We start from the raw sequence: 19,782 nt of genomic DNA on the forward strand, positions 1-19,782 counted from the left end.
GGAAGGCGCTTCCAGGCATCCCGTCGCTCTGCGCGCGGATGCGCTGGAAACGCCTGGCTGCACTCACCGGCGCCGTCGTTCCGGCCGGTGGCGAAGAGGAACCGGTGGATGGTCCCGCCCACCGACTCCCGTCCACCTGACCGGACGGCGCTGTGTCCCGCGAGGCGTCACGCCCCGCGGATCACACGTCGTTGTTGCGGTTGTTGTTGCCGTTGTTGACGTGCTCGCGGTCGTTGCGGTTCCACCAGTCGTTGTTGTTGTGGTCCCACCAGTTCTGGTCCGCCCACCAGTTGTTGTTGAGCCAGTTGAAGGAACGGTCGTCCTTCTCCTGGAAGCCGAAGGCGACATCCTTGGCGACCAGGCCGAAGGCGTCGTGGCCGGCCTTGTCATCCTTGTAGAGGTTCTGACCCCACCAGTTGTTGGTGTCCCACATGTTGTTCTGGTTGCGGTCGTTGATGTTGTGGTCGCGGTCGTTGCGCTCACGGTCGTTGTTGTTGTTCGGGAACGACGCGCCCGGGAAGAAGTCCTCTCCCTTCCTGTTGTCCTGGGCGATGCCGCCCGTGCTGTCGTCGACGCCGTTGGCCGCGCCGTCCTTGGCGATGGGGCGGTCAACGTTCTTCTTGAAGAAGGGGTTGTCGTCGGCGCTGGCGGCCGTGGCGCCCATGGCGACGGCCCCGCCGACGACGGCGGTGCTGAGCGCGAGCCCTGCGAAGATCTTCTTGAGGTTGGGCATTATGGTTCCTCCCTGACAGGATTCAATTTCGAATTGCCCTGTGTCTGTCGGCATTTCCCGGCCGCATACAGCGGACAGGAATTCCTTCCTGGCTCTTATTGAGCCTTGCTTCCGACGCTAGGGTGATTTCCTGCCGGGCGGTCCGACAAACTGATGTCTGCTGCTTTTGATTAATGATTAGCTGCGTATAGGCTTGATTCGATGGATAATGCGCCTTATGTAGTGATAGGTACGATTTGTACCCCTGATGCGGCCGCGTACCGACAGTCGGCGAGCGGGGGTGCCGGGGTGCCCGTATTTGCAATGCGGTGGGGCGGGTGCGGGGAGCGGGCCGTCGCCCGTACTTCATCCGTCTCGCGCCGCACGAGATCGGGGAGCGGCCGCGGCCGTGAACCGGGGCGGGGGCGGGGAAAGGTCGCGGAAGGGAAGGTCGCGGAAGGAAGGCCGAGGAGGAAGGGCCGCGGGGGAAGCAGGCGGCGGCGATGACCGCGGCAGGGGAAAAGAGCAGGGCTCCGGCGGAACCTTCCCGCCGGAGCCCTTGGTTGTCACTGTAGAAGGATTGACGGCCGTTCCCGTTTCGGTGGCCGTCGCTCGTGAGCGAGCGGCCGGTCGATCGGGGAACGTGTCTCTGCACTCAACGGCGCCGGTTCGTGTGCCGGGGTCGAAGGCCTCATGGGAGGTTCTCCGGATCCGTCACCTTCTCAGAACGGCGCGATCGTCTCGCAGGAGCCGCTGGACCTGCCTTCTCAGTTCACGCGGTCGTTGTTGTTGTGGTTCCACCAGTTGTCGTCGTTGTTGTTGTTCCAGTTGTTGTTGTTCCACCAGTTGTTGTTGAACCAGGTGTTGTCCTTGTTCGTCTTGTCCTGGAAGCCGATCGCGACGTCCTTGGCGACGAGGCCGAAGCCAGAGAAGTCGTCGCGCCGGTCGGCGAACGCCCCCTGGTTCCAGAAGCTCTGGTTGTTCCACCAGTTGTTGTCGTTGTTCTGGTTGAGGTTCTGGTTGCGGTCGTTCCGTTCGAAGTTGTTGTTGTTGTTGTTGTTCGGGTTGAAGAAGACGGGGAAGACGTTCTCCCGATCACCGCGCTCGCCGATACCCCTGTTGCCCTGGGCGATGCCGCCCGTGCTGTCGTCGACGCCGTTGGCCAGGCCGTCCCGGGCGATGGGACGGTCGACATCGCTGGTCCCCGACGCGGCGCCGGCGGCGCCGGCGCCCAGGGCGAGCGCACCGCCGATGGCGGCGGTGCTGAGTGCGACACCGGCGATGATCTGGTGGAGCTTGGACATGCGTGTCCCCCTTGACAGGATTCAGTATCCCTGAATTTGTTTAGGAATTTCTGAGAGAAATGTCCTTCGGGCCCTTAATTGAGCCCTAACTTCCTGTGCTGTCATGATTTCCAGCGCGACGGCCTGACAAACGGCGATCTAAGCCTTTTGATCACTAGTTAGAGTCTTATGAGCTGACTTAGAGGTATTGAGAGAGAAATGTCCCTATTGACCGATTCCGGCGAGGGCGTTCACGCGTCGACGCTCGGCCGTGGGACGGAAATGAAGGCGGCAAGTCTGAGCGCCTACGGCCTTGCGGGCGCCGTCGGGCGCCGTCGGCCGCTGTCACTGCCGCTGTCGCAGTGCCTCTGTAACTGTCGCTGCCTCTGCCGCATCGCCTCTGCCGCATCGCCTCTGCCGCATCGCCACTGCCGTGTGGCCGCGGCCGCTTGGGCGGGCCGGGAGCGGGTGTGTCCCAGGGGCTTCCGTGCCGTCCGGAACCCGCAGGCGAATCCGTCGCCTCGGGCTCCACCGCCTGAGCGGGCCGTACGGGGAAAAAGTCAGGGCTCCGGCGAGAGTCTCGCCGGAGCCCTTGTCTCTGCTGGATCGAACGGCCGTTCCCGGAGCGTGGAGTGCTCACGGAGCGTGCGACGCCGCGGGAACGTGACTGCGCCTCAGGGCGCCGTTCTCCTGTCGAGGCGGTGGAGGACGGTGTGGCCGGCCGTTTCCGTCATCCCTTCAGTGCCGGGATCCGGAGCGGCGCGATCGTCTCACGGGCCGTTGCAGGCCCCGCCTTCTCAGTTGCAGAAGTTGTTGTTGTTGTTGTTCCAGTTGTTGCAGTTGTTGTTGTTCCACCAGCTGTTGTTGTTGAACTGGCCGTTGCTGAACCAGTTGCTGTCGCGGTTGGTCTTGTCGCTGAAGGCGATCGTGGCGCAGGGGCCGACGATGGCGAAGTTGGAGTCGCTGTCCAGGTTGTCGGAGAAGGCGCTCTGGTTCCAGAAGTTCTGGTTGTTCCAGAAGCTGTTGTTCTGGTTGTTGTTGCACCAGTTGTTGTTGTTGCAGTTGTTGAAGTTGTTGTCGCAGTTGTTGTTGTTCAGACCGATGGGAACGAAGGTGTTGTTGTTGCAGGGCATGCCACCCATACCGAAGAATCCGTCTCCACCGCTGGCGCTCGCTGCTGTGGCGCTCATGGCGATCGCGCCCCCTGCGATCGCGGTGCCGAGTGCGAGGCCGGCGAGAACGTTCTTGAACTTGGGCATTGCTGTCCCCCTTGAAAGGATTGGAATTCCCCGCATCCTTCGATATTTCTCACTGGAGATTCGAGAGAAATATCTCTATGGCCCCCGTGGGCCGGGTTCCTGCGATACGTTGATGTCCGACCGGAGAGCCCGACAAACGCCGCCTTGTCGCTTTTGATCAGCAATTAGGACTTTATGGCGATACTTAGAGTCATAAAGGGTGACTTGTCCCATAATGTCCGATTTGAATGTGAGAGCTCTCGCGGGCTGAAGGCGCCGCAGAGCGTCAGCGGCGGTCGTGCCGTCGGGTGGAGGTGACGGCGCGGGCACAAGCCCGTCCGGCCGGGGCGCACAGCAGAGGCCGAGCAGAGGCCGGGAATACAGCGGAGGCCGGGGAACGCAGAGAGCGGCCGGCGGACACCGCGGAGCGGCCGGAGGACACAGCGGAGTGGCCGGGTCTCGCGCGGCGCGTTCGAGGGGACGTGGAGTGGGGCTCCGGAAGGGGCTGCGGAGGGCGAGCCGGCCTGGGCGGTGGTGGCCTGCGGGAATCCCGGAGAACGCGACTGAGGGCTTCGCCCGCGCGGGCCGGGGTCGGGGTCACACCCGGAGGCGGCGGCCGGGGAGCCGGGACCTCGATGATGAACCCGGGTGTGCGCGGCGAACAGTGACCGCAGCGACCGAGGTGACCGAGGTGACCGAGGCGACCGCGGCGGCCGAGGCGGCCGAGGTGGCCGAGGCGGCCGAGGTGGGGGGAGACGACGAGTGCCCGTGCTCGCGAGGGGCGTATCTCTACGCCCCGGCGAGCACGGGCACATTCATCCGGCACCCGGGCCTGGCGGCCCGAGGCTCAGCGTGGCCGGTCAGTGTGACCGGTCAGCGCGGCCGGTCAGCGCGGCCGCGCTGCGGACGCTGCGAATCAGGGAATGGCGTCGTACGACGGCCGGGGGTAGTTACCCCTCCGGTGCTTTCCGTCGTTCTTCTCGATGTCGGCGTCGACGTCGAGGTCGACATCCTTGGTCTTGGCCTCCGGGTTGACCTGGGTGGCCGTGTTCGTGCGCGGGTCGGCCTGCGCGGACTGGTCCTGCCACGGCCGGTTGTGCAGCTGGTTGTAGTCGCTCGTGCTGGTGTACGGAAGCGTGGAGTTCTGCGACCACTGCGAGTTGTACGGAACCGCGGCGGAGCCGTTCGACGACTTCTGGAACGGCGTGAGAACGAGCGTGAAGTCACGCAGCAGGAACTGGCTCTGGTTCTCCGACTGACGAGCGTGCTGCCACTCGTGGTTCTTGTTCTTGTTCTTGTTCTTGTTCTTGTTACGGCCCTTCTGCCCCTGGGCCTGCCGGTTGGTGTTGTAGTTGCGGTTGTAGCTCGGCCGGACGTAGCGGACACCGCCGGACGGAGCGGGAATGTACCCGCCCATGACGGTTGCTGCGCTGGCCGTGCCGGCGGTGGCGCCACCGAGCACGATGGCCGCGCCGCTCAGCGCGGTGCCGAGGGCGAGGGCCCCGGCGATGTTCTTCAACACGGACATCTGGGTGTTTCTCCTCTGAATATCGCAACCCCGGCCCGGTCCCGTGAGGGACCAGGGCGGGTGGTAGTGGGTTCGGCGCCGTCGTGTGTGACGCGGCGCGATGCGTTCGCCCGGCACCGGTGGTCCTCTCCTCGAAAACGCCGCCGGTGCCCTGCTCTCTCGACTGCTCTCTCGACTGCTCGTTCGCCCGCGGAAGGAGCGGCGGACGCGGGCGGCTCCGGAGCCGTGTCTCACGGCCATCCGATCGCCGTCCGTTCCGCCGTGCGGAGTGCCCGCCGCTCCGCGCCCGCGCGTGTCTCCCGTCGCTCGCGGTTCCGGCGCAGCTAAGGCCGCCGGTCACGAGTACGGGTGGCCGTCGGCTGCCGCGTCACCCGCAGTGGCCGGGACGTTCACCGAGGCCGCTCATGGGCCGCTCGTGCGGATCCCGTCAGGGCACGATCACGGGCTCTTCGCCGCGGTCGTAGCCGCCGTAGTAGCGCCTGTTCTTCTCCTTCTCCACGTCCACGTCGATGTCCGCGTCGATGTCCTTCTTCTTCACGCGCGGGTTGACCTCGGTGGCCGTGTTCGTCTTCGGCTGGGCCAGGGAGTCCTGGTCCTGACGCGGGTTGTTGAACTGGTCGCTGTAGCTGTTCGTACGGGTGTACGGGTACGACTGCGTGTTTCCGTACTGCCAGTTGTACGGAAGCGCCCGCGCGTCGGTGTCCGTCTTCTGGAACGGCGTGAGGACGAGCGTGAAGTCACGCAGCAGGAACTGGTTCTGGCCCTGGTTCTGCCGCTCGTGCTGCCACTGCTTCGTCTTGTTCTTGTTCTTGTTCTTGTTGGCGTTCGCACCCTTGTTCTTCTGGTGCTGCGCATTGCGGTTGCGGTTGTAGTTCGCGTAGGGGTAGCCACCGCCACCCACGTAGCCGCCCATGACGGTCGCGGCGCTCGCGCTGGTGGCGGCGACAGTGGTACCCAGGGCCACGGCACCACCGGTGAGCGCGGCGCTGATCGCGAGGATCCCGACCAGGTTGTTGAACTTGGGCATTTCATGTCCTCCTTGAAGGATTGTTGCCCCGACACTCCGGCCTTTTCCAAGTCGTTCGGAAAATGCCCTTACTGATGACCCTTGGTGGATCATCCCTGCATTGTCTTGTTTTCCTCACCGTACGAGTGACAAACGGCGGTCGGCGGCTTTTGCCATTCACTTATCGCTTTATTGGCATCGTTAACACCGATAGGATCGCTTTGGTCCGAAATGTGATTCGTATCCGCATTTCGAAATGTCCGAATGAGGGCGATATTGCCCCTATGTCGCTCTCGCTGATCGGGGCGAACCCGGATGATCGATCCCGCGTCCCCCGGGTAGTGGGAGTGCCCCCCGGGGTGACCTACAGGCAGGGTTATGGTCGACAAGCACGAGGCGAACAGGGGAGGACGCGTGGGTGTCGAGCCGATTCCACCGTGGCCCGGCCGGCTCATCGACATGGGTGACGCGCGCATCCATGTGCGGACGACCCCGAAGGGCCCGCCCGAGACCGCTGTATACGTGCACGGCCTGGCGGGCTCGGCGACCAACTGGACCGACCTGATGGGCGAGCTCTCCGACGAGGTGCGGGGGGTCGCCGTCGACCTGCCGGGGGCGGGGCACTCCCCGGAGCCCGCGGACGGCGACTACTCGGTTCCGGCCCACGCCAGGGCGCTGGTCCGGGTCGTCGAGGCCCTGGGGGAGGGGCCGGTCCACCTCTTCGGCAATTCCATGGGCGGCGCGGTCTCGGTGCGGGTCGCGGCTACGCGGCCCGACCTCGTCAGGTCGCTGACGCTGGTCTCGCCGGCGCTGCCCGACCTGCTGCCGAGGTACGGCCCCGCCAGGATCGCCATGTCGGCCACCCCGCGCCTGGGCGAGCTGGCCGTCCGCTGGCTCGGCGCGCTGCCGCCGGAGCGGCGCGCCCAGGCGACGTTCAGCATGTGTTACGCCGACTCCGGGCGGGTCCACCCGGAGCGGTTGCACGAGGCGATAGAGGAGCTGCGCCACCGCGACGCCCTGCCGCACGCGGGGGCGGCCATGGTCGGCTGCGCCCGTGCGATCGTGCGCGAGTACTTCCGCGTTGGCCCGGACAACCTCTGGCGGCAGGCCGAGCGGGTCCGCGCGCCCACCCTCGTCGTGTACGGCCTGCGCGACCGGCTGGTCCACGCCCGCATGGCACACCGGGCCGGACGGGTCTTCCGCGACGTGCGCCTGGTCACCCTTCCGCACGCCGGTCACGTGGCACAGATGGAATACCCCGAGCTCGTGGCCCGGGAGGCGCGCCGCCTGCTCGCCTACACGAGGACGCCCCTGCGCCGAACGGCGTGAGTGGGGAATGCCTTGATTGGGGAATGCGGGGCCACCCCGGTTAAGTTGTGAGAAGAGCTTGTGTTGGGCCCATGGAGCCGAGCGCGACCATTGGCACGAAAACGGGACACGGAGAGCAGGAGTGGGACTGTGTCGTTGCCACCGCTGGTAGAGCCGGCAGCAGAGCTGACGGTTGACGAGGTGCGCCGCTACTCGCGCCATCTGATCATCCCCGACGTCGGCATGGCGGGTCAGAAACGCCTCAAGAACGCCAAGGTGCTGTGCGTGGGCGCGGGCGGTCTGGGCTCCCCCGCGCTGCTGTACCTGGCCGCGGCCGGGGTCGGGACGCTCGGCATCGTCGACTTCGACGTCGTGGACGAGTCGAACCTGCAGCGCCAGGTGATCCACGGGCAGTCGGACGTGGGCCGCCTCAAGGCCGAGTCGGCCGCCGCGAGCGTGCGCGAGATCAACCCGCTGGTCAACGTCATCATCCACAACGTCGCTCTCACGACCGACAACGTGATGGACATCTTCTCCGGCTACGACCTCATCGTGGACGGCACGGACAACTTCGCCACCCGTTACATGGTCAACGACGCGGCCGTGCTGCTCGGCAAGCCGTACGTGTGGGGGTCCATCTACCGGTTCGACGGCCAGGCGAGCGTCTTCTGGGCCGAGCACGGCCCCTGCTACCGCTGCCTCTACCCCGAGCCCCCGCCGCCGGGCATGGTCCCGAGCTGCGCCGAGGGCGGTGTGCTCGGCGTGCTGTGCGCGTCCATCGGCTCCATCCAGGTGAACGAGGCCATCAAGGTCATCACCGGCATCGGCGAGCCGCTCGTCGGCCGCCTGATGATCTACGACGCGCTCGAGATGAAGTACCGCGACGTCAAGGTCCGCAAGGACCCCGAGTGCCCGCTGTGCGGCAAGAACCCCTCGATCACCGAGCTGATCGACTACGAGGCGTTCTGCGGCACGCTCTCCGACGAGGCGCAGCAGGCCGCCGCGGGCAGCACGATCACCGCGGCCGAGCTTGAGGCGATGCGCGAGCGGGGCGAGGACATCATGATCATCGATGTCCGCGAGCCGAACGAGTACGAGATCGTCAACATCCCGGGCGCGGTGCTGATCCCCAAGGGCGAGTTCCTCAACGGCTCGGCCCTGGAGACGCTGCCGCAGGACAAGAAGATCGTGCTGCACTGCAAGTCGGGCGCCCGCTCGGCCGAGGTGCTCGCGGTCCTCAAGAACGCCGGCTTCTCCGACGCCGTCCACGTGGGTGGCGGCGTGCTGAGCTGGATCAAGACGGTCGACCCCAGCCTGCCGACCTACTGACGCGGAACCGACGACGGCCGCCGCCTCACGACGAGGCGGCGGCCGTCGTCGTCGTCGTCAACACGCCGGTCGTCCACACGCTGGTCGTCCACACGCTGAACGCGTTCGTCCGGCACCACGCTGAGGCCGCTGGGCGCGACGATGCGCTGCAGGTTCTCGACGTACGCGGTGAACGCCGCGCGCCCCTTGCCGGTGAGCTTGAACCACGTCTTGGGCCGCTTGCCCACGTAGCCCTTGCGTACGGCGACGTATCCGGCGGCCTCCAGCGCGCTGCCGTGCTTTGACAGGACGGAGTCGCTGACGCCGACGGTGTCGCGGACGAACCCGAACTCCGCCTCGTCGGCCGCCGCGAGCAGCGAGACGATCTGCAGCCGGGCCGGCGCGTGGATGACCGGATCGAGCTCCATCACCGGGCCTCTTCGAACCGGCGGGCCACCCGGCGGGCGATGCGGCGGGAGATCGCCCGGCTGCCGAGGGCGAAGTACGCGGTCATGGCGACGCCGCCGCAGGCCATCCCGTACGGCACGTCCGCGGCCTGGAGGCCGAACGACACCACCCAGCACAGCACGAGGCCGCCGAAGAGCCAGGGCAGGTAGACGGCCGAGAAGGCCCGTCTGGCCGCGGGCTCGTTGACGGTCATCGGCCGCGTCCTGACGAAGACCGCGATCAGGGCGCCCAGCGCCGCGCAGAGCAGGATCCCGCCGCCCACGGCCATCGGGATCGGCGTGCCGGGCTCGCTGACGCAGAGGATTCCGGTCACGAGCAGGCCGATGCCCGCGATGAACCACGTGGGCAGCCAGGGTAGGGATCTCATCGCCTTCGCCTGCGTCTGCCGGATCGTCGCCAGGCTCCGCGCCGCTTCCTCGGGGTTCATAGGGGCTCCTCCCAATGCTCTTTCCACTTCGGAAAGTACTTTCCACTTTCCATAGCGTCAAGTACTTTCCGGTGGCATTTGTGGGGATGGCGGGCGGTAGGTCGCGTTAAGGTCACTGAAGGAGGGAGGCCGCGGCGGGAACGGAGGCGCAGTGGGCGAGACGCGGACCTGGCCGGCCGTGGCCGTGGCCTCCGCGATCACCCTCGTCTGCGCGATCGTCGGCGGGATCGCGGCCAGCGCCGCCGTCGCCGAGTTGACGAGAGGCCCGAGCGCGGCGGAGCTGCGTGAGGCGCAGGCGGCCGAGACGGCGCTGCGGTGGGAGCGCTGGCCGACCGGCCGGATCTTCCCCGCCACCCTGGTCTACACGAGCGAGCAGGGCGGGCGTGAACTGGCGCGGCGGGTGGGCATCTCCTCGCGCACCGACTGCCGCGGCGCCGTCGACACGGCCATCGCCGGCCAGATGACGGCGGCCGGCTGCCGGGCGGTCCTGCGGGCCACCTATCTCGACGCCCTGCAGGGCGTCGTGGTGACGATCGGCGTGGCGGCCTTCCCCGACGCGCTCAGGGCGCGCTCGGCCATCCCCATCTTCCCCGGCGGCGGGTCGGCCGCCCCCGGGCTGCGCGCCCTCGCGTTTCCCGGCACCGTGACCGACCGCTTCACCGCGAGCGGGCGCCAGTCGCTGACGCTGCGTACGGCGGGGCCGTACCTCGTGATGGCGACGGCGGGCCAGGTCGACGGCCGCCCGGCCCGTGCGCTCGGGGAGCAGCGGGAGACCATGTTCTCGTTCACCGAGGACCTGGCGGAGGAGGTCGGCGCGACCCTCACCGCTCCGGCGTCCCCGGACTGCACCGCCAAGGAGTGGCGGTGCTGACCGCGCTGCGCCGCGGGGTTCTCGCGGCGTCCGCCGCCGCGCTCGTCCTGTCGGGCGGCGCGTTCCTCGTCCCCGGCCCGGCCAGGGCCGACGACGTGCGGCTCAGCCAGCAGGACGTGCTGCGCACGCTCGACGTCGACAACGCCTGGCGGCTCACGAAAGGGAGGGGCGTGACCGTCGCGGTCCTCGACTCGGGTGTCGATCCCGATCACCACGACCTCGCGGGATCGGTCGTCACCGGGAGGGACTTCACGGCCGGGGCCAACCCGCGCGGGGTGCAGCCGGTGCGCCTGCACGGCACGTACATGGCCTCGCTCATCGCCGGGCACGGACACGGTCCCGGCGGCGCGGACGGCATCATCGGCATCGCGCCGCAGGCCAGGGTGCTGTCCGTGCGGGTGATCCTGGAGGACGAGGAGCCAGGGTTCCGCACGTTCAACTCCGACGCGCGGTACGAGGCCGTGGTCGCCAAGGGCATCCGGTACGCCGTGGACCACGGCGCCGAGGTCATCAACCTGTCGCTGTCGAAGGACATGCCGACGAAGGACGAGCGCACGGCCATCAGATACGCGATCTCCAAGGGCGTCGTCCTCGTCGCCGCGGCGGGCAACGAGGGCGCGGGCAAGCGGACCGCGCCGTACTCCTACCCGGCGGCGATCCCCGGCGTGATCTCGGTCGCGGCCGTCACGTCCACACTGAGGCGGGCCTCGTTCTCCAACCGGAACTCCTCGGTGATGGTGGCCGCGCCGGGCGTCGACGTCCTGGGGGCCGGTCCCGGCGACGAGTACTGGGTCGGCCGGGGGACCTCGCAGGCGACCGCGCTCGTCTCCGGTGTCGCCGCGCTGATCAAGTCGCGGTATCCCCGCATGTCGCCCGCCCTCGTCGCGCAGGCGCTCACGTCGTCGCCGGCCACGAAGGGGCCGTACAACACCGGCACCGGGTTCGGCGTGGTCAACGCCTACCGGGCGCTGAGCGTCGCGGCCACCCTCGCCCGCCACCGCGCCACGGCGTCGGGGGCGGGCGTGCAGAGCCCCTCGCGTGCCGTCCGCCCGGCCGCGGGCGACCAGGACCCGATCGTGGTCGTACGGCGCGACACGGGGGCGATCCTCCTCGACGGAGCCATCGCGCTCGGCGCCTTCGCCGGGTCCGGCGCGGGCGTGGCCGTCCTGCTGCTCCTCACCCGGCGGGCACGCAGACGGCAGCGGGAGGAAGACGACGCGCTGCCGCCTGCTCCTTGGCCGACAGGCCTGCCGACGTAGCATCGAGGTATGCCGCCCGAGCAGCCCCGCATCCCGCAGACGGCGCGGACGCCGTCCGGCCTCCGGCGGGTGGATCCGCGGGCGCTGCCGCTCGGCGCGTCCGCCCGCCGCGCCCGCGCGCGTCCCTGGACGGCGTCGAGGGGACGGGCCGCCGCCGCCCGGGCGGCCAGGGAGCGGGCCGAACTCGAGCGCGGCATCCGCTTCCGCTCGCTCTATCTGACGATCATGGGCGTCGTTCTCGCCGTCGCCGCGGTGAACGTGCTGCTGGGGTCGGTCGGGCTGATCCAGGAGAACAGGTCCAGGCCGCTCACCGAGGCCGAGCGCGCCCGCTACGTGGCCGAGGACGTGGCCCGGCGGTGGCGTGCGTGGCCCGCCGGCATGGTCTTCCCCGAGGAGCTTCCGTACACGGCGCTCGGCCGCGCCCAGCAGTACGCGCGCAGGGTGGGCATCGCCCCCGAGGCCGCGTGCGCCGAGGCGGCCGACGCGCCGGTGGCGTCGGTGCTGCGGGGGCACGGCTGCCAGGCCGTGCTGCGCGCCACCTACGTCGACCAGACCTCGACGTTCGCCGTCACCGTGGGCGTCGCCGTGCTGCCGAGCGAGCAGGCCCGCGCCGACGCGGCGGGCGAACTGCCCGTGGACGACCGGGTGGGCGTACGGCCCGTGGCCTTCCCCGGCACGGTCACCGACACCTTCGGCGCGGCCCAGCGCCAGCGCACGGGATGGGTGGGCGCCGGGCCGTACATCGTCTTCTCCGCTGTGGGGTACACCGACGGAAGGACTCGTGAGTCCGTCCCACTGGAGGAACAGGTGAACAGCGAGATGTGGCCCGTGGCCGAGACCGTGGCCGGGCGCATCGCGCGCGCCCTCGGAGAGCCCCCCGACGTGCCTCGCTGCACCCAGGGGAACGTGTGCTGAGGCCGGCCCTCCTCTGTGCGGCGCTCACGGCCGTCCTCCTGGGGACCGGACCCGCGGTCGCGGCGGCGCCGGCACCCGGCGGCGAGGACTCGCGGTGGGCGCTCGACGCCGTCAACGCCGCCGCCGCCTGGAAGGTCAGCAGGGGCGCGGGCGTGACCGTCGCCCTGCTCGGGAGCGGGCGGCCCGACGACGCCGTGCCCGAGTTGAGCGGCCGGGTCGAGCGCGGGCCGGACCTGACGGGCGCGATGTTCGGCGACGACACGATGCGGCCGGGCGACGACGTGACCGCGCTGGCCTCGGCGATCGCCGGGAGCGGGCGCGGCGGAGGGACGTCCGGGATCGCGCCGGAGGCCCGGGTGCTGTCCCTCACCGTGGTCCGGAGCGGTTCCGGCGGTTCCGGCGGTTCCGGCGAACCCGGCGAACCTGGGGGCCCGGCGGGACAGACACCCGCGGAGACGCAGGACAGCCCGCTCGCGCGCGGCATCCGTTACGCGACCGGCCGGGGCGCCAAGGTCATCTGCCTGCCCGTTCCCGCGTACGCCGTGGACCGCGTGGAGCGGGACGCCATCTCCTTCGCGCTGGCGAGGGGGGTGGTGGTCGTCGCGGCCGTGGGGGACGCCGGCCGGTCGCCGTACGCCCGCGAGAACGGCACCTCCTACTGGGCGTTCCCCGCGGGCTACCCCGGGGTGGTGGGCGTCGCCGCCGTCGACCGCAAGGGCGCGAAGACGCCGGGCAGCAGCGACAACCTCTCGGTCCTGGTCGCCGCGCCGGGGGACCGCGTGCCCGTCACCCTTGCCGGGGGCCGCCGGGGAGCCGTGTCGGGGACCGGTGTGGCCAGCGCGCTCGTCGCGGGCGCTATCGCACTAATAAAGGCTAAATATCCGGATTTGTCGCCGGAATTGGTGTCGCGTGCTTTGACGGCGACCTCCCGCCCTCATCCGTCCGCGGGTTATGACGACAAAGTCGGATTCGGTGTCGTAGACGCGGCGGCCGCCCTGCGAAAGGCCGCGGAGCTGACCGGATATGGTCACGCGTCCTCGATGCGGGACGACGCGCATTTCGGCAAGGGCCCGGGGTCGCAGGGGCCCGCACGCCCTGGGCCGGATCCGGTTAGGCTCTGGATCTACGGCATCGCCGTCGCCCTCGGATTCGGCGGTTTCTGCGCCGCGGCCGTGGCGCTGCGTCGCCGATGACCGGATGCTGCCGATGACCCGGCGCCGCCGGTGATCACATGTTGGCCGCCGTTCTGCAGCATTTCGGACGCGGTCTTCCCGATGTTCGTGTTTCCGGTGACAAAGCCAGGTCAAATTTCGCTAGGGTCCCGGCTCATGGGGTACGAGCTGCGCGTAGAGCGGGATGCACCGCTCGCCTACGCCGAACTCGCGAGCGTCTCGGCGACGGCCGGATTCGAGCTGCGCGGGTCGCACGAGGCGGGCGAGATCGTCGCACGCCACGGCGACTCCGTGCACCAGATCGCGATCTGGTCGGGACGGCTCTTCGGCCAGCCCGGGTCCGACTGGCAGGTCGCCCAGCTGGCACTTCTCACCGATCTCATGGGGGCCCGGCTCGTGGGTGAGGACGGCGAGGCGTACGGACTCAGGAACGGCGTCGTGGAGCAGATCAACGGATCGTCCACCTACGAGTTCGGCAAGCTCGAAGAGATCATCGCGGCCGGGCCGACCGAGTGGAGCGCTTGAGGGACGGCCGCGGTCAGCCGCCGCCCTACGCGGAGCGGGTGCTCGACCTGGTCGAGCGGATCCCTCCCGGCATGGTGATGTCGTACGGAGACGTCGCCGAGTATCTCGGCGAGGGCGGCCCGCGGCAGGTCGGCCGCGTGATGTCGCTGTGGGGCGGCGCCGTGCCGTGGTGGCGGGTGATCCGCGCCGACGGCACCCCCGCGCCCGGTCTGGAAGCCGAATGCCTGGCCCGGTGGCGCGAGGAGGGCACCCCGTTCCGCGGCGTGCGGGCGGACATGCGTGCGGCCCGCTGGGACGGCCGGAACCGGCCGTCGCCATGATCGTCGTTGTCCGTTCCCGGTCTGACTCGGGGGCTGACACGCCGCGCCCCGGGCGGTCCGATCGGCGTTCTTCCGCCCGGCGTAGTGCCTCTCGTCACCCGGTGCCACAGGGGTGTCACCCGCTGATTCACAGGAAATCCACAGGCTTTCGCGAGTCAGGTCTGGCAGTGTTCTGAGGGCATTACCATTTTCTGAACACAGGTCTGCGAAGGGTGGTGCCTCCCGAATGACACCCGCACCCACGAGCGACGCCGTCGCCGAACGACTGCGGGCTGTCCAGGAGCTTTACGACCGAGGCGAGCCGATCGACGCGCTGGTCGCGCTCGTGCGCGCGGAGGGGCTCAGCCCCACGCAGCGCCGGGAGGTCGACCGTGAGGCGATCGTCGGTCCCCTGGGTCTGCGCCTCGACGCCGCAGCCAAGCGCGGGCCCGCCCGCCGCCGCCAGACCATCGACGCGCTCCGGCCCTACCTCGCGGAGGTCGATCCGAAGGTCAAGCGGGAGCTGCCGGTCGGGCGCCGGGTCGCCTGTCACCTGATCGAGACGCAGGACCAGGGCGAGCTCGCCGAGGGCGACGCGCTGGCCAAGCTCGCCGCCGCCGCGGCCGAGCCCTCCCGCCGGGTGCGGCGCGGCCTGCGGTGGTACGCCGACCTGCCGGTGGAGGTCGGCGACCCCTCGCTGCTGCGCCTGCGGGCGGCCGACCTCGTGCCGGTCACGCAGATCGACGACATCACCTGGGTGGGCAACCGCCTGAAAGTGACCGGGCACGCCTACATCGCGGGCCTGTCGGTCCGCAGCGGGCGGTTCAACCGCGCCACCGTCGTGCTGCGCGGCCCCCGCTGGCTGCCCCCGGTCACGATGAAGACCCGCAGGACCTACCGCCCCGAGGCCACCCACGCGGCCCGCGAGCCCGGATGCAACTACGACTGGGCGGGCTTCACGGCCGAGCTGCATCCGTTCGCCCTGCGCTGGCGCTCCGGAGTGCGGGCCCTGGTGCGCGGCACCAAGCGGGTGCTGCGCCGCCGCCACGTCGTCCAGGACACCACCACCTGGCGGGCCGAGATCGTGATCTGGAGCCGTGCCGCCCGCGCCAAGGGCGTGCTGCGCGGTCCGGTGGTCGGCCGCACCGAGCGCCCGGCCGGCCTGCAGGTGCGCCCGCGCTGGTGGGTGCGGCCCGTGTGGACCTCCGACAAGGCGCTGCAGGTGGTCTTCCAGCCGACCCGCGCCCAGCTCACCGGTGTCCGGCTGAACGGCGACAACATCGAGCTCACCGGCTTCCTGCCGGGCCGGGCCGTGACCAAGGGCAAGGCCCGCGTCGGCGGTCACCGCATGTCGGCCGACTTCGCCCCGGTCGAGGGCGGCAGCCGCTTCTCGCTGTCGCTCGGGGTCGGCACGCTGCTCAACGCGGAGTCCCGGCGGCTGTGGGTCGAGCCCAAGGGAGACCCGGCCGCGGCCGTCATGCTGGAGGGCGCGGAGGAGACCCGCCTCCTGCTCGGCGAGCGCGAGGTCACGGTGCAGGGCGACCGGCGCGACCGGGTCGTCATCTCCGGTCACAAGATCCTGCCCGTGATCACCTCGGCCGAGTGGCACGACGAGTCGATCACGCTCATCGGCCGCTACCCCGACCCCGACCAGGGCCCGCGCGACCTCGTGCTGCGGCACCGGGGCGGGCTCAGCATCCGCGTGCCGCTGGAGCGCGACGGCGAGCGCTTCACCGTGCGGCTGTCGCCCGGCGCGATGTCGCGCCTGGGGTCGGCCGTGCCGCTGGCCGAGGGCACCTGGAACGTCTCGGTGGCCCCGCCCGGCAGGTACGGCCCCGCCATGGTGCCCGTCCGGTTCGACCACGCCGGCCTCGACGCGCTGGACGAGAGCCCCCGGCTCATCGGCGGCCGGGTCTACCGGTTCGTCGCCACCCGTTACGACGTGCCGGTGCTGGTGGCGGCCGAGGACCGGCCCGGCGACGAGCGGAGCGCGGCCGGCGTGTGGGCGCTCAGCCGCACCTTCTACCCGGCCGAGCGCGCCCGCCCGCTGCGCGAGGCCACCGTCTACGTCTCCTTCGACGGCCGCGCCTACTCCGACAACCCGCGTGCCGTCTACGAGGAGCGGGTGCGGCGCGGCGACGAGGGCGAGCACATCTGGGTCGTCAGGGACGGCGCGTTCGTCCCGCCGGGCTCGCGCGAGCTGGGCCTCGGCGACGGCGTGGCGCCCACGGTCGTCCGCGAGGGCAGCCGGGAGCACTACGAGGCGCTGGCCCGCGCCCGCTACATCGTGTCCAACGGCTTCATGCCCCAGTGGTTCCGCACCCGTGAGGACCAGGTGTGCGTGCAGACCTGGCACGGCACGCCGGTCAAGCACATCGGCCGCGACCAGGCCCACATGAAGCGCGAGCCCCGGCCTCCGGTGTGGCACCGCCAGGCCGTGGAGGTCCGCGGCTGGGACCTGCTGCTGTCGCAGAGTCCGTGGGCGTCGTCCGTCCTGCGCAAGGCCTTCGGTTACGAGGGCGAGATCCTGGAGTCGGGCTACCCGCGCAACGACGTCCTCGTCTCCGGGGACCGCGACGCGCTGGCGCAGGAGATCCGGCGCCGGATCGGCATCCCCGAGGGCAAGCGGGTCGTCCTGTACGCGCCGACCTACCGCGACTACGACCGAAGGAACGCCACGGTCAAGCTCGACCTCGCGGATGCGAAGCGGGCACTCGGCGCCGACCACGTGGTGCTGGTCCGCGGTCACATGATGCAGGCCTTCCCCCACGTCAACGCGCAGGACGGCTTCGCGATCGACGTGACGACCTACCCCGACACGGCCGATCTGCTGCTGATCGCCGACGTGCTCGTCACCGACTACTCGTCGGTCATGTTCGACTTCGTGGCGACCGGGCGGCCGGTCGTGCTGTTCACGCCGGACCTGGCCAAGTATCGCTCGTCCCGCGGGCTGTACCTCGACCTGGAGTCCCAGCGCCCGGGGCCGCGCCTGGAGACCTCACCGGAGGTCGTCGAGGCCCTGCGGAACATCGACGCCGTGACCGCCAAGCTGTCGGACCGCTACGCGGCCTTCACGCGGACCTACGCGCCGCATGACAACGGCAAGGCCACCGCGCGGGTCATCGACCACGTCTTCACGTCCTGATCCTGGCCGAGAGCGTGCTGTCGTGCCGGGATCGAGGACGCCATGCCGACTACATCATCGATCAACGGGGGGAACCGCGCACCGGCTTGGCATCGCATCGCGGCCTGGCTGATCGACTGGTTGCGGATCCTCGTCCTTCCGCTGCTCCTGGTCCCGGTCGGCGTGGCCCTCTACTCGGCGGGACTGCGACTGCCGGTCGGCCTGTGGAACCTCATCTCGTTCCTCTTCCTGATCGCGCCGGTGACCCTGTGGTGTGCCTGGCGCGAGTCCGGCCGCTTCCAGGCCACCCCTGGTAAAAGGGCCAGGGGCCTGATCGTCGTCGACGCCCACTCCGGGCGGCCGGTCGGTTTCGGGCGGGCGCTGCTGCGTAACACCGCCAAGATCGCTCTACCGTGGGAGCTGGGGCACACCGTCGCGTACGGCTTCGCCACCACGGCCCGGAACCCGTCCGCGTCTCTGATGGTGCTGACGATCATCGTCTACGTCATCATGTTCGCCTGGTTGGGCGCCCTCTTCCTGCCCTCGACCAGGACGCCTTACGACCTGCTCGGCGGAACCCGGGTCGTCTCGGGATCTCGCGAGTGACGCCTCCGCTGCCGACCGCTCAGGCCTGGTTCGTCGGCAGCACGACGACCTGACGGAGGTTGACGTGCCTGGCCCGGCTGACCGCGTACGCGATCAGGTCGGCGATCTCCTCGGCGGTCATGGGCGTGATGACCTCGAACATTCCGGCCAGTTGCGCGCCGATCTCCGGGCTGTCGACGTGGTCGCCCAGCTCTGTCGCCGTCAGGCCCGGCTCGATGTTGGTCACCCGTACGCCGCGCGGGCCGAACTCCGTGCGCAGGTTCGCGGACAGGTGGGTGAGGGCGGCCTTGGTGGCCCCGTAGACGGCATAGCCGGGGAAGAGGAGGTGGGAGCCGATCGACGAGATGTTGACGAGGTCGGCCGTCCGGCCCTCCGCCGCCGCCGCGAGCAGGTCGGCCGTGAAGGCCCGTGTGATCCGCAGGGCGCCCGCGACGTTCGTGTCGAGCATCCGCGTCCACTCGTCGATGCGGCCGTCGTCGATGGCGTTGGGCAGCATCACGCCCGCGGCGTTGACCACCAGGTCCACAGGCCCGAGCGCGGCGTGGATCCGGTCCACGGCGGCGGCCACGCTGTCGTCCCGGGTAACGTCGGCGGTCACGGCCACCGCGGTGCCGCCGTCCGCGGCGATCTTCCGGACCAGGTCCTCCAGCCGGTCGGCGCGCCGGGCGAGCAGCGCGACCTTCGCGCCCGAGGCGGCCAGCAGCCGCGCCGTCGCCTCTCCCATGCCGCTGGCGGCCCCGGTGACGACGGCGACGCGTCCGCCCAGGTTCTCGTAGCTCATCGTGACTCCTTCGAGTTCGCGGGTTCGACGAGAGCCACTGTGGCGGGGTCGGCCGGGTTTACCCAGCTCACGCCTGGTACTGGTAACGGCGGTACTAGGCTTGTGCTCCATGAACGGTGATCTGGGACGGTTTCTGCGCTCTCGCCGGGCCCGGATCAGACCCGAGGACGCGGGGCTCCCGGCACACGGGCGCCGGCGGGTCAGCGGGCTGCGGCGCGAGGAGGTCGCGCTGCTCGCGGGCATGAGCGCGGAGTACTACATCCGCCTGGAGCAGGAGCGCGTCGGCAACGTCTCCGACGAGGTGCTCGACGCGGTCGCCCGGGTGCTGCGCCTGGACGGCACCGAGCGGGCGCACCTGCGCCGCCTCCTCCGGCCGCCGGACGATCGGCGGGCTCCCCTCGCGCACGTCCGGCCCGGGGTGCGGATGCTCCTGGACGCGGCCGACTCCGTCCCGGCGTGCGTCATGGGGCCACGGATGGACGTGCTCGCCTGGAACGCCCTCGCCGAACGGATCAACGGGTTCTCGGCCGTGCCGCCGGGTGAGCGCAATCTGGCCCGTCTGACGTTCCTGACGCCGGCGGCGCGCTCGCTCTACCGCGACTGGGCGGCCGTGGCCGCCGAGGCCATCTCCTACCTGCGCCTGTACGCCGGGAGGCATCCAGACGATCCGCTGCTGGGCCCACTCGTCGCCGACCTGTCCGCCGACCCTGATTTCGCCCGGCTGTGGGAGGAGCACCAGGTCGCCGAGAAGACCTTCGGCGTCAAGCTGCTGCACCACCCGGAGCTCGGCGATCTGGACTTCGCGTACGAGACCCTGGCCCTGCCCGGGGACCCCGAACTGCTGGTCGTCATGTACACCGCCGATCCGGCCTCCCCGACCGGCCGCGTACTGGCCCGGCTTCGCGAGGCCCGCGAACCCGGCGTACAGGAGGCGGCGGCCGGCTGATCCGCC

Annotated in this window: 19 protein-coding genes; 11 read left to right on the forward strand and 8 right to left on the reverse strand. The window is 69.9% G+C overall.

Annotated features, from left to right (window positions below; all coding sequences use genetic code 11):
* Window positions 1-181 precede the first annotated feature (181 nt).
* The 5 genes from ACGFIB_RS27065 to ACGFIB_RS27085 form a co-directional block, all read right to left on the reverse strand.
* Window positions 182-733: a hypothetical protein gene (locus tag ACGFIB_RS27065; RefSeq protein WP_357023485.1), complete on the reverse strand. Its 552-nt coding sequence runs from the start codon at window positions 731-733 to the stop codon at window positions 182-184.
* 746 nt (window positions 734-1,479) lie between these two features.
* Window positions 1,480-2,016 carry a hypothetical protein gene (locus tag ACGFIB_RS27070; RefSeq protein WP_393375919.1) on the reverse strand — a complete coding sequence of 179 codons (537 nt, stop codon included), beginning with the start codon at window positions 2,014-2,016 and terminating at the stop codon, window positions 1,480-1,482.
* Window positions 2,017-2,792: 776 nt separating this feature from the next.
* Window positions 2,793-3,254: a hypothetical protein gene (locus ACGFIB_RS27075; protein ID WP_357250107.1), complete on the reverse strand. Its 462-nt coding sequence runs from the start codon at window positions 3,252-3,254 to the stop codon at window positions 2,793-2,795.
* A gap of 895 nt (window positions 3,255-4,149) precedes the next feature.
* Window positions 4,150-4,761 (reverse strand): hypothetical protein, encoded by a 612-nt coding sequence (locus ACGFIB_RS27080; RefSeq protein ID WP_142571362.1) that lies wholly within the window; start codon window positions 4,759-4,761, stop codon window positions 4,150-4,152.
* Between the two features lie 427 nt (window positions 4,762-5,188).
* On the reverse strand, window positions 5,189-5,788 hold the full coding sequence (locus tag ACGFIB_RS27085) for a hypothetical protein (protein ID WP_357250101.1): 600 nt from the start codon (window positions 5,786-5,788) through the stop codon (window positions 5,189-5,191).
* A 393-nt stretch (window positions 5,789-6,181) separates the two neighbouring features.
* Between ACGFIB_RS27085 and ACGFIB_RS27090 the strand changes: the two genes are divergently transcribed.
* Together ACGFIB_RS27090 and moeZ are read left to right on the forward strand one after the other, a co-directional pair.
* A complete protein-coding gene (locus tag ACGFIB_RS27090; RefSeq protein ID WP_357250099.1) occupies window positions 6,182-7,096 on the forward strand; it encodes an alpha/beta fold hydrolase in 915 nt (304 codons plus the stop codon).
* A gap of 129 nt (window positions 7,097-7,225) precedes the next feature.
* Window positions 7,226-8,404 (forward strand): adenylyltransferase/sulfurtransferase MoeZ, encoded by a 1,179-nt coding sequence (gene moeZ, locus ACGFIB_RS27095; RefSeq protein ID WP_142571365.1) that lies wholly within the window; start codon window positions 7,226-7,228, stop codon window positions 8,402-8,404.
* Here the strand turns inward: moeZ and ACGFIB_RS27100 are convergent.
* Entirely contained in the window at window positions 8,398-8,811 is a 414-nt protein-coding gene (locus tag ACGFIB_RS27100) for a winged helix-turn-helix domain-containing protein (RefSeq protein WP_393375924.1), read from the reverse strand. The two genes, moeZ and ACGFIB_RS27100, sit on opposite strands and share 7 nt — an antisense overlap.
* Window positions 8,811-9,278, reverse strand: a complete 468-nt coding sequence (locus tag ACGFIB_RS27105) for a hypothetical protein (RefSeq protein ID WP_393375927.1) — start codon at window positions 9,276-9,278, stop codon at window positions 8,811-8,813. Before ACGFIB_RS27105 ends, ACGFIB_RS27100 begins: the two co-directional genes overlap by 1 nt.
* Window positions 9,279-9,429: 151 nt before the next feature.
* On the opposite strand from ACGFIB_RS27105, the gene ACGFIB_RS27110 reads away from it, so the two are divergent.
* The 8 genes from ACGFIB_RS27110 (at window position 9,430) to ACGFIB_RS27145 (ending at window position 18,049) form a co-directional block, all read left to right on the forward strand.
* Window positions 9,430-10,149: a hypothetical protein gene (locus ACGFIB_RS27110; protein ID WP_142571368.1), complete on the forward strand. Its 720-nt coding sequence runs from the start codon at window positions 9,430-9,432 to the stop codon at window positions 10,147-10,149.
* Window positions 10,143-11,408 (forward strand): S8 family peptidase, encoded by a 1,266-nt coding sequence (locus ACGFIB_RS27115; protein WP_357264757.1) that lies wholly within the window; start codon window positions 10,143-10,145, stop codon window positions 11,406-11,408. The genes ACGFIB_RS27110 and ACGFIB_RS27115 overlap by 7 nt, the downstream gene beginning before the upstream one ends.
* A 9-nt stretch (window positions 11,409-11,417) precedes the next feature.
* Window positions 11,418-12,323, forward strand: coding sequence for a hypothetical protein (locus tag ACGFIB_RS27120; RefSeq protein WP_223853175.1), 906 nt, complete (start codon window positions 11,418-11,420; stop codon window positions 12,321-12,323).
* Window positions 12,317-13,516, forward strand: coding sequence for a S8 family serine peptidase (locus ACGFIB_RS27125; RefSeq protein ID WP_393375932.1), 1,200 nt, complete (start codon window positions 12,317-12,319; stop codon window positions 13,514-13,516). The genes ACGFIB_RS27120 and ACGFIB_RS27125 overlap by 7 nt, the downstream gene beginning before the upstream one ends.
* A 135-nt stretch (window positions 13,517-13,651) precedes the next feature.
* A complete protein-coding gene (locus tag ACGFIB_RS27130) occupies window positions 13,652-14,020 on the forward strand; it encodes a hypothetical protein (RefSeq protein WP_142571370.1) in 369 nt (122 codons plus the stop codon).
* Window positions 14,017-14,340 carry an MGMT family protein gene (locus ACGFIB_RS27135; RefSeq protein WP_223853176.1) on the forward strand — a complete coding sequence of 108 codons (324 nt, stop codon included), beginning with the start codon at window positions 14,017-14,019 and terminating at the stop codon, window positions 14,338-14,340. The genes ACGFIB_RS27130 and ACGFIB_RS27135 overlap by 4 nt, the downstream gene beginning before the upstream one ends.
* Window positions 14,341-14,566: 226 nt before the next feature.
* A complete protein-coding gene (locus tag ACGFIB_RS27140) occupies window positions 14,567-17,464 on the forward strand; it encodes a CDP-glycerol glycerophosphotransferase family protein (protein ID WP_393375935.1) in 2,898 nt (965 codons plus the stop codon).
* Between the two features lie 42 nt (window positions 17,465-17,506).
* On the forward strand, window positions 17,507-18,049 hold the full coding sequence (locus tag ACGFIB_RS27145) for an RDD family protein (protein ID WP_393375938.1): 543 nt from the start codon (window positions 17,507-17,509) through the stop codon (window positions 18,047-18,049).
* Between the two features lie 19 nt (window positions 18,050-18,068).
* Here the strand turns inward: ACGFIB_RS27145 and ACGFIB_RS27150 are convergent, their stop codons facing one another.
* On the reverse strand, window positions 18,069-18,830 hold the full coding sequence (locus ACGFIB_RS27150; protein WP_393375941.1) for an SDR family oxidoreductase: 762 nt from the start codon (window positions 18,828-18,830) through the stop codon (window positions 18,069-18,071).
* Between the two features lie 109 nt (window positions 18,831-18,939).
* Between ACGFIB_RS27150 and ACGFIB_RS27155 the strand changes: the two genes are divergently transcribed.
* A complete protein-coding gene (locus ACGFIB_RS27155; RefSeq protein ID WP_393375944.1) occupies window positions 18,940-19,776 on the forward strand; it encodes a helix-turn-helix transcriptional regulator in 837 nt (278 codons plus the stop codon).
* The last annotated feature ends 6 nt before the right edge of the window (window positions 19,777-19,782 follow it).

Origin of the sequence: Microbispora bryophytorum (genome assembly GCF_043197435.1) — a bacterium.
Classification (GTDB): domain Bacteria; phylum Actinomycetota; class Actinomycetes; order Streptosporangiales; family Streptosporangiaceae; genus Microbispora; species Microbispora bryophytorum.

What these genes read in the sequence shown, in the direction of transcription:
- ACGFIB_RS27065 (WP_357023485.1), bottom strand. Translation starts at nt 733, where the DNA reads ATGCCCAACCTCAAGAAGATCTTCGCAGGGCTCGCGCTCAGCACCGCC.
- ACGFIB_RS27070 (WP_393375919.1), bottom strand. Translation starts at nt 2,016, where the DNA reads ATGTCCAAGCTCCACCAGATCATCGCCGGTGTCGCACTCAGCACCGCC.
- ACGFIB_RS27075 (WP_357250107.1), bottom strand. Translation starts at nt 3,254, where the DNA reads ATGCCCAAGTTCAAGAACGTTCTCGCCGGCCTCGCACTCGGCACCGCG.
- ACGFIB_RS27080 (WP_142571362.1), bottom strand. Translation starts at nt 4,761, where the DNA reads ATGTCCGTGTTGAAGAACATCGCCGGGGCCCTCGCCCTCGGCACCGCG.
- ACGFIB_RS27085 (WP_357250101.1), bottom strand. Translation starts at nt 5,788, where the DNA reads ATGCCCAAGTTCAACAACCTGGTCGGGATCCTCGCGATCAGCGCCGCG.
- ACGFIB_RS27100 (WP_393375924.1), bottom strand. Translation starts at nt 8,811, where the DNA reads ATGGAGCTCGATCCGGTCATCCACGCGCCGGCCCGGCTGCAGATCGTC.
- ACGFIB_RS27105 (WP_393375927.1), bottom strand. Translation starts at nt 9,278, where the DNA reads ATGAACCCCGAGGAAGCGGCGCGGAGCCTGGCGACGATCCGGCAGACG.
- ACGFIB_RS27120 (WP_223853175.1), top strand. Translation starts at nt 11,418, where the DNA reads ATGCCGCCCGAGCAGCCCCGCATCCCGCAGACGGCGCGGACGCCGTCC.
- ACGFIB_RS27130 (WP_142571370.1), top strand. Translation starts at nt 13,652, where the DNA reads ATGGGGTACGAGCTGCGCGTAGAGCGGGATGCACCGCTCGCCTACGCC.
- ACGFIB_RS27140 (WP_393375935.1), top strand. Translation starts at nt 14,567, where the DNA reads ATGACACCCGCACCCACGAGCGACGCCGTCGCCGAACGACTGCGGGCT.
- ACGFIB_RS27145 (WP_393375938.1), top strand. Translation starts at nt 17,507, where the DNA reads ATGCCGACTACATCATCGATCAACGGGGGGAACCGCGCACCGGCTTGG.
- ACGFIB_RS27150 (WP_393375941.1), bottom strand. Translation starts at nt 18,830, where the DNA reads ATGAGCTACGAGAACCTGGGCGGACGCGTCGCCGTCGTCACCGGGGCC.
- ACGFIB_RS27155 (WP_393375944.1), top strand. Translation starts at nt 18,940, where the DNA reads ATGAACGGTGATCTGGGACGGTTTCTGCGCTCTCGCCGGGCCCGGATC.